Below are 6,806 nucleotides of genomic sequence, written 5' to 3' on the forward strand. Positions count from 1 at the left end.
GTCCCCGGACCCGTCAGGGTGCCGCCCATCGGTTTTCGCGGCCACCGCGCGCCGCCTGTCACGAACTTTTCAAGGATGAACGACATGGTTTCTTCCGTCCCCCGTGCCCTGGCGTTCGCCGCCGGCCTCACCCTGGCCGCCGTCGCCGGCACCGGCGTTGCATCGGCCCAGCAGGGCATCGATCCCGAGACGGTCGTGGCCACCGTGAACGGCCACGAGATCACGCTGGGCGAGCTGCAGACGGTGCGCTCTCGTGATCCGCAACTGGGGCAGGTGCCGCTGGCCATGCTCTACGATTCGCTGGTCAACCATCTGGTCGAGGGCCAGTTGATCGTGAGCCAGGCCAAGAGCGAGGGCCTCGCCGATCACCCGGACGTCGAGGAGCGCCTGAACGCGGTCCGCGACGAGATCATCCGCAGCGTCTATCTGACCCAGGTGGTCGAGAAGGCCGCCACGGAAGAGGCGCTTCAGGCCAAGTATGATGAGTACCTGGAGGCCAACCCGCCGCAGGAGGAGGTCAAGGCCTCCCACATCCTGGTGGACAGCGAGGAGAAGGCCAACGAGCTGATCGCCCATCTTGAGGACGGCGCGGACTTCGCCGAGCTGGCCAAGGCCGAGTCGACCGGCCCGTCCGCGCCCAACGGCGGCGATCTGGGCTACTTCCAGCGCGAGGGCCAGATGGTCGAGCCGTTCGCCAAGGCCGCCTTCGACCTGGAAGCCGGGGCGTACACCACCGACCCGGTCAAGACCCAGTTCGGCTGGCACATCATCAAGGTCACGGACCGCCGCACGGCCGAACCGCCGGCGCTGGACGAGATCCGCAACGACCTGACCACCCAGATCGCCCAGGACACCATCGCCGATCTGATCGACGATCTGCGCGAGGGGGCGGACGTGCAGACCACGCCGCTGGAAGAGATCATGCCGCAGCCGAGCGAGTAGGGATCGGGCGTCCATGGGCACTCCCGTTTCGCCCCTGGCCCCAGAGGCCATCGTCACGCCCGCCCCCGTGGCGGGCGTGCGTTTCGCCACCCGCGCCTGCGGCGTGCGCTATCAGGGCCGCACCGATGTGATGCTGGCCCTGTTCGACCCCGGCACCACCGTCGCCGGGGTTCTAACCCAGTCGCGGACCCGCTCGGCTCCGGTCGAGTGGTGCGCGGCCGGCCTGCGCGGCGGCGTTGCGCGGGCGCTGGTGGTCAACTCTGGCAACGCCAACGCCTTCACCGGCCTGCGCGGCGAGTCCTCGGTCGAGAACATCGCCGAGGCCGCGGCCGCCGTCGCCGGCTGTCGCCCGGACGAGGTGTTCGTCTCCGCGACCGGCACCATCGGCGAATTCCTGCCGGATGAGCGCATCACCGGGCCGCTGCCCGAGATGGCGGCGGACGCCCGCGAGGACGGTTGGCTGGACGCCGCGCGGGCGATCATGACCACCGACACCTTTCCCAAGACCGCCACCGTGCAGAGCGAGGTGGGCGGCGTTCCCGTCACGATCTCGGGCATCGCCAAGGGGTCGGGCATGATCGCGCCCGACATGGCCACCATGCTGGCCTATGTGGCGACGGATGCGGCCCTGCCGCCGGAGGTCCTTCAGGCCCTGCTGACGCCGGCCGCCGATGCCTCGTTCAACAGCATCACGGTGGACGGCGACACCTCGACGTCTGACACGCTGCTGTTGTTCGCCACCGGCCAGGCCGCCAACCGCCCGGTCAAGGGTCCGACGGATCCCGCCGTGCTGCGGTTCAAGCGCGACCTGAACGCGCTGCTGCTGGACCTGGCCCATCAGGTGGTCCGGGACGGGGAGGGGGCCTCGCGCTTCGTCGAGATCCGGGTGACGGGCGCCAGCACCAATCAGGCCGCTCGCCGGATCGGGCTGGCCATCGGCAATTCGCCCCTGGTCAAGACCGCCATTGCCGGGGCCGACGCCAACTGGGGCCGCATCGTCATGGCCGTGGGCAAGGCGGGCGAGACCGCCAACCGCGACAAGCTGTCGATCCGGATCGGCGGCGTGCAGGTCTGCGAAGGTGGGCTGGCGGTGCCGGACTACGACGAAACCCCCGTCGCCGCGCACATGCAGGGCCGGGACATCCTCATCGAGGTGGACGTGGGCGTGCTGGACGGCACGGCCACCGTCTGGACCTGCGACCTGACCCACGGCTACATCGACATCAATGCCGATTACCGAAGCTGACGGCCGCCGGCTGGCCGACCTGCTGGCGCCCGAGGGCGGCTGCGAGGCCGTGCTGCCCCTGGTCACCGACCGGCTGGTGCTGCGCCCGCCCGAACCGGCGGACGCCCCGGCCCTGGTGCCGCTGGCCGGGGCGTGGGAGGTGGCGCGCTCCGCCGCGTCGATCCCGCATCCGCTGGACGAAGCGGCCGTGCGCCGCTGGATCGCCGAGGCCGCGACCCATCGGACCGCCGGCGGCGGCGTGGTCCTTGTGGTCACCGACCGGGCCGACGGCGCGATCCTCGGCGCCATCGACCTGATCTGGACGGCGCGCTGGCCGGTAGGCGACGTGGGCTGCTGGATCGCGCCCGACCGTCAGGGGCAGGGCTATGCGACCGAGGCCCTGCGGGCCATGCTCGACCTGGGGTTCGGCGCCGTGGGCCTGCAGGCCATTCAGACCGACGTCCTTCCCGACAACGCGCCGTCCCGCCGCGTGCTGGATCGGTGCGCGTTCACGCCGGATGGTCGCCGCGCCAGCCTGCGGGTGCTGGCGCTGGACGACGACCGGGAGCATCTGGGCTACGCCCTGACCCGCGCGGCCTGGGAGGCCGACCGCGCCGCCCGGTCGCGGCTGGTGCTGGTGGTGGCCGCTGCGCTGATCGACGTGGATGGCCGCGTGCTGCTGACCCGCCGACCGGAGGGCAAGGCCATGGCCGGCCTGTGGGAGTTCCCGGGCGGCAAGGTGAACGACGGCGAGACGCCGGAACACGCCCTGGTCCGCGAACTGCACGAGGAACTGGGCATCGACGTGCGCGGGTCCTGCCTCGCCCCGCTGACGTTCGCGTCCCATGCCTATGCGGACTTTCACCTGCTGATGCCGCTCTTTGTGTTAAGGTCCTGGCGCGGGCGCATCGCGCCCCGTGAGGGGCAGCAGACCGCCTGGGTCCGCGCCGCCCGGCTGCGCGACTATCCCATGCCGCCGGCCGATCCGCCGCTGATCCCGGCGTTGCAGGACTTGCTTCTGATCTAGCGGCGCGTGCGGCATGCGGCATCGCTCTGCCCAGCTAACGTGGGCATAAACTTTTTAATTGCATTAACGCGTAGTCGTCCGTATAGGCCTAAAGACCCTGATATCGGGGAAGGCCAAGCCAATACGGGAGTTTGCCATGAAAGAGAACAAAATTGTCCGCATCTCGTTATCCGGCGGACTGATCGGAGTGCTAACAACGAATCCGCGTGCAACGCTTGAGCGGCGGATACAGGAGGAAAACCGGGCTGGATGGAGTGCCATTTATTTCTCAGCGCATCGGGACACCAATGTTTTTATTGCGATGCTGCAGATTGTGGTATTGTTTATTACGTTTTTCTTGTGGACCTGGGGCGCTGGCTACCTTGTGCTGCTTGAGCGTGAGCAGCCGAGTTGACACGTTGCTTGATCGGCTGACACGGTAGTCGCGATTTTGTGCGACTGGCGCCAAGGCAACCGCTCCTGAAGAGCGGGTTGCCTTGGCGTATGTGAGTTCTGGCCACAAATGAGTGCTGGCACGCCAGTGGGCGGACAGGCTGAGACCGGAGGGTGAGTCTTGTCAGATTCTGAGGGGTCCACCGCCGGTCTGGTCATCATCGGCAACGAGATTCTGTCCGGCCGCACCCAGGACACCAACGCCCGCACCCTGGCCCAACGCCTGGGCACCATCGGGATCCCGTTGCGCGAAGTGCGCATCGTCCCCGACGAGGACTGGGCCATCGTCGAGGCCGTGGAGGCCCTGCGGCTGCGCTGCACCTATGTCTTCACGACCGGCGGCATCGGTCCCACTCACGACGACATCACGGCGGCCAGCATCGCCGCCGCCTTCGGCCTGCCGCTGGAGCGGGACGCCGAGGCGGAACGGATCCTGCGCGCCCACTACGGGACCGACCTGACCGAGGCGCGCCTGAAGATGGCGGAGATGCCCCGGGGCGCCACGCTGATCGAGAACCCCGTCAGCGCGGCCCCCGGCTTCCGCATCGGCAATGTGTTGGTGCTGGCCGGCGTGCCGAAGATCATGCAGGCCATGCTGGAGAGCGTGCTGCCCGGCCTCTCCGGCGGGCCGCCGCTGCTGTCGCGCGCGATCTCGGCGGCGGCGCGGGAGGGGGACATCGCCGCGGCCCTCTCCGCCATCCAGGACCGCTGGCCGGCCGTGGAGATCGGCAGCTATCCGTGGGCGCGGGGCGGGCTGGTCGGCACCACGCTGGTGGCGCGCGGCACCGACCGGGCGGTGCTGGAAGCCGTGGTCACCGACCTGTGCGCCATGATCGACGGCATGGGCCTGGACGCCACCATTCTTGAGAGGGGGGCGTAGGCCTTTCCGCCCCGCTTTTCCTTGACCGGGTGCGCTCCCTCGCGTAGACACCCCTCTTCCTTCCCGGACAGGCGGACTCCTCAGGGGGTGGCCGGCGCGTCTGCGCCCTGGCCCGCGCCGCCCGATCCCGTCGCCCACAGGGCCGTGCGGGATCGTGCCCCATCACCCGGGGTCCCGGGACACAAAACAGGCCGCCGATCAAAAACCAGGGCGGCTTCCGACAACAACCTCGACGAAGGTGTCCCGACCGATGAGCAAGCGTCATTCCGCCAAGTACAAGATCGACCGCCGCCTGGGCGTGAACCTGTGGGGCCGCCCGAAGAGCCCGATCAACCGCCGTGAGTACGGCCCCGGCCAGCACGGCCAGCGCCGCCGCAAGCCCTCGGACTTCGGTGTGCAGCTCATGGCCAAGCAGAAGCTGAAGGGCTACTACGGCGACATCTCGGAAAAGCAGTTCCGCAAGATCTACGAGGAGGCCACCCGCCGCAAGGGCGACACCTCCGAGAACCTCATCAGCCTGCTGGAACACCGGCTGGTCGCCGTGGTCTACCGCATGAAGGTGGTGCCGACTGTGTTCGCGGCGCGCCAGTTCATCAACCACGGCCACATCAAGGTGAACGGCCGCACGGTGACGATCCCGTCCTACAACGTCCGCGAAGGCGACGTGATCGAGGTCAAGGAGAAGTCGCGCGAGCTGCCGTTGGTGCTGGAAGGCATCGGCTCGCCGGAACGTGACGTCCCCGACTACATCCAGATGGACGCCAAGGGCACCACCGGCACCTTCCTGCGCTCGCCCAAGCTGGCCGACGTGCCGTACCCGGTCCAGATGGAACCGAACCTGGTGATCGAGTACTACTCCCGCTGATCCTGGTCTGACAGGCTCGCTGGAAACGCCACGGGGCGCGATCCTCCACGACGGAGGGCCGCGCCTCGTCTTTGTTTTGTGGGCCTATCCGCCCGGCTGGCTGGCAGAGAACGCACCCCAAATATGGTTTGCCGGTATGGCCGCGGAGTTCTGGACTACGCTCCGGACTTCGGTTGGCCTTCCATGCGCAACCGTGTCCAGAACGAAAAGGGGCGATGTACACCGCGGGGGTTCCCGAATGCTGGCATGCAAAAGGTGGGTTTCGGCAACACCGTCAAGGTCCACGGTGTGTCTCCGAAAAAGCGGAAGCTCAACTGCGCCCCTTCGGGATGGGCTGCGATAAAGGCTCCGGTGCTATAGGCCGCTCCTAACGTGACGTGGTCTATGAGTTCTGCATGCGAATTCAAGAGCAGAAAATGAAGCTGATCTTCCGCCGGGATGTCATCCGTTGTTGCGACCAAGACGTTATCATCAATCTGCCAAGCCGCTTCAAGGATGCGCCCCGGGATCTCCAGTGCCCGATCCATCCCCTCCAATGACAAGCGTCCTCTTGGCGAGTCTTTGTCGTCGATGGGCTGCAAATGCGCCGTTGAGATGGGGGTGAGAGCCGCTTTGCCCATAGCCTAAAACACCATATCGACGCCAAAGGCAGCAAGCGCGCCGCCAACAAAGGCGCCAACGGTTACACAAACGGGGGCACCCGGACCGCAGGCCAATCCGGCCAGGGCGCCACCGGCAATCCCACCGCCGATGCCTGCGCCCGTGACCGCAACTTCGCGTACGGCCGTCTGGCCGGGTTGGTCCGATGTCGCGATATTATAAACCGACAGACCAATCGACAGGACAATCAGCCCGCGCCCGGCGCGCGACCATGTGCGCATGCGGGCGGTGATGGTCGGATTGGACCGACCGGCCGACCGTACGATTTCGGAATAGACTCGGTTTTGTCGCGCTTGAGACAGGGTGGTGAACGTCGCTCCCGGCCCGAAAAGTTGGACGGTTTTGCGTGCCACCATTTCATTGAGGGTCCGGCCTTGCGACTTGATGCTTTGTGCAAGGGCGTGGCCAACCGGGGTGGATCTCCCGCGAAGTGTATCCATGACCGTATTGCGGATCGCGTTGGCCTCGTTCGCGGCTTGCGCCCAGGCTGTGTAACCTGATGTCTGGAAATTTTGCACGAGGGGGCGCACCTGCATGCCCATCCGTGGGGCGCGCCCCACGGATGGGCTACCCTCCAGTCCGGTTTTCTCACTCGCCAAAGGAGACCCGGATTGCAGGACACTCAGGGTAAGGTCATCGCCGCGCTGATGGAACAGCTCATCCAGACCGGGCCGGAGGGCATGGCCGAGGCGTTCACGGCGCTGTTCAATCTCGCCATGCGGATGGAGCGCGACCGGCACCTCGGCGCCGGCCCCTACGAGCGCAGCGACGGGCG

8 protein-coding genes and 1 pseudogene are annotated in these 6,806 nt (G+C 67.3%); 7 read left to right on the plus strand and 2 right to left on the minus strand.

Going from position 1 to position 6,806, the window contains the following annotated elements; all coding sequences use genetic code 11:
• Positions 1 to 84: 84 nt before the first annotated feature.
• The 7 genes and pseudogenes from GHC57_RS05020 to rpsD all read left to right on the plus strand — a co-directional run bounded on the left by GHC57_RS05020 (position 85) and on the right by rpsD (position 5,371).
• Entirely contained in the window at positions 85 to 942 is an 858-nt protein-coding gene (locus GHC57_RS05020; protein WP_170294688.1) for a peptidylprolyl isomerase, read from the plus strand.
• A gap of 13 nt (positions 943 to 955) precedes the next feature.
• Positions 956 to 2,188, plus strand: a complete 1,233-nt coding sequence (gene argJ / locus GHC57_RS05025) for a bifunctional glutamate N-acetyltransferase/amino-acid acetyltransferase ArgJ (RefSeq protein ID WP_153341811.1) — start codon at positions 956 to 958, stop codon at positions 2,186 to 2,188.
• Positions 2,169 to 2,669: pseudogene (locus tag GHC57_RS20535) on the plus strand (GNAT family N-acetyltransferase); the annotation flags it as partial. The gene argJ and the pseudogene GHC57_RS20535, both read left to right, overlap by 20 nt.
• An 81-nt stretch (positions 2,670 to 2,750) precedes the next feature.
• Positions 2,751 to 3,194, plus strand: coding sequence for a (deoxy)nucleoside triphosphate pyrophosphohydrolase (locus tag GHC57_RS20540; RefSeq protein ID WP_425500645.1), 444 nt, complete (start codon positions 2,751 to 2,753; stop codon positions 3,192 to 3,194).
• A 136-nt stretch (positions 3,195 to 3,330) separates the two neighbouring features.
• Positions 3,331 to 3,588: a hypothetical protein gene (locus tag GHC57_RS05035; RefSeq protein ID WP_153341813.1), complete on the plus strand. Its 258-nt coding sequence runs from the start codon at positions 3,331 to 3,333 to the stop codon at positions 3,586 to 3,588.
• A 159-nt stretch (positions 3,589 to 3,747) separates the two neighbouring features.
• A complete protein-coding gene (locus GHC57_RS05040; RefSeq protein ID WP_153341814.1) occupies positions 3,748 to 4,506 on the plus strand; it encodes a competence/damage-inducible protein A in 759 nt (252 codons plus the stop codon).
• 250 nt (positions 4,507 to 4,756) lie between these two features.
• Entirely contained in the window at positions 4,757 to 5,371 is a 615-nt protein-coding gene (gene rpsD, locus GHC57_RS05045; RefSeq protein WP_153341815.1) for a 30S ribosomal protein S4, read from the plus strand.
• A gap of 155 nt (positions 5,372 to 5,526) precedes the next feature.
• On the opposite strand, the gene GHC57_RS05050 is transcribed toward rpsD, so the two are convergent.
• Positions 5,527 to 5,991 carry a hypothetical protein gene (locus GHC57_RS05050; RefSeq protein WP_153341817.1) on the minus strand — a complete coding sequence of 155 codons (465 nt, stop codon included), beginning with the start codon at positions 5,989 to 5,991 and terminating at the stop codon, positions 5,527 to 5,529.
• Between the two features lie 3 nt (positions 5,992 to 5,994).
• A complete protein-coding gene (locus tag GHC57_RS05055) occupies positions 5,995 to 6,573 on the minus strand; it encodes a hypothetical protein (protein WP_153341819.1) in 579 nt (192 codons plus the stop codon).
• Positions 6,574 to 6,806: the final 233 nt, after the last annotated feature.

The organism is Roseospira navarrensis, from assembly GCF_009601025.1.
In the GTDB taxonomy this organism is placed as follows: domain Bacteria; phylum Pseudomonadota; class Alphaproteobacteria; order Rhodospirillales; family Rhodospirillaceae; genus Rhodospira; species Rhodospira navarrensis.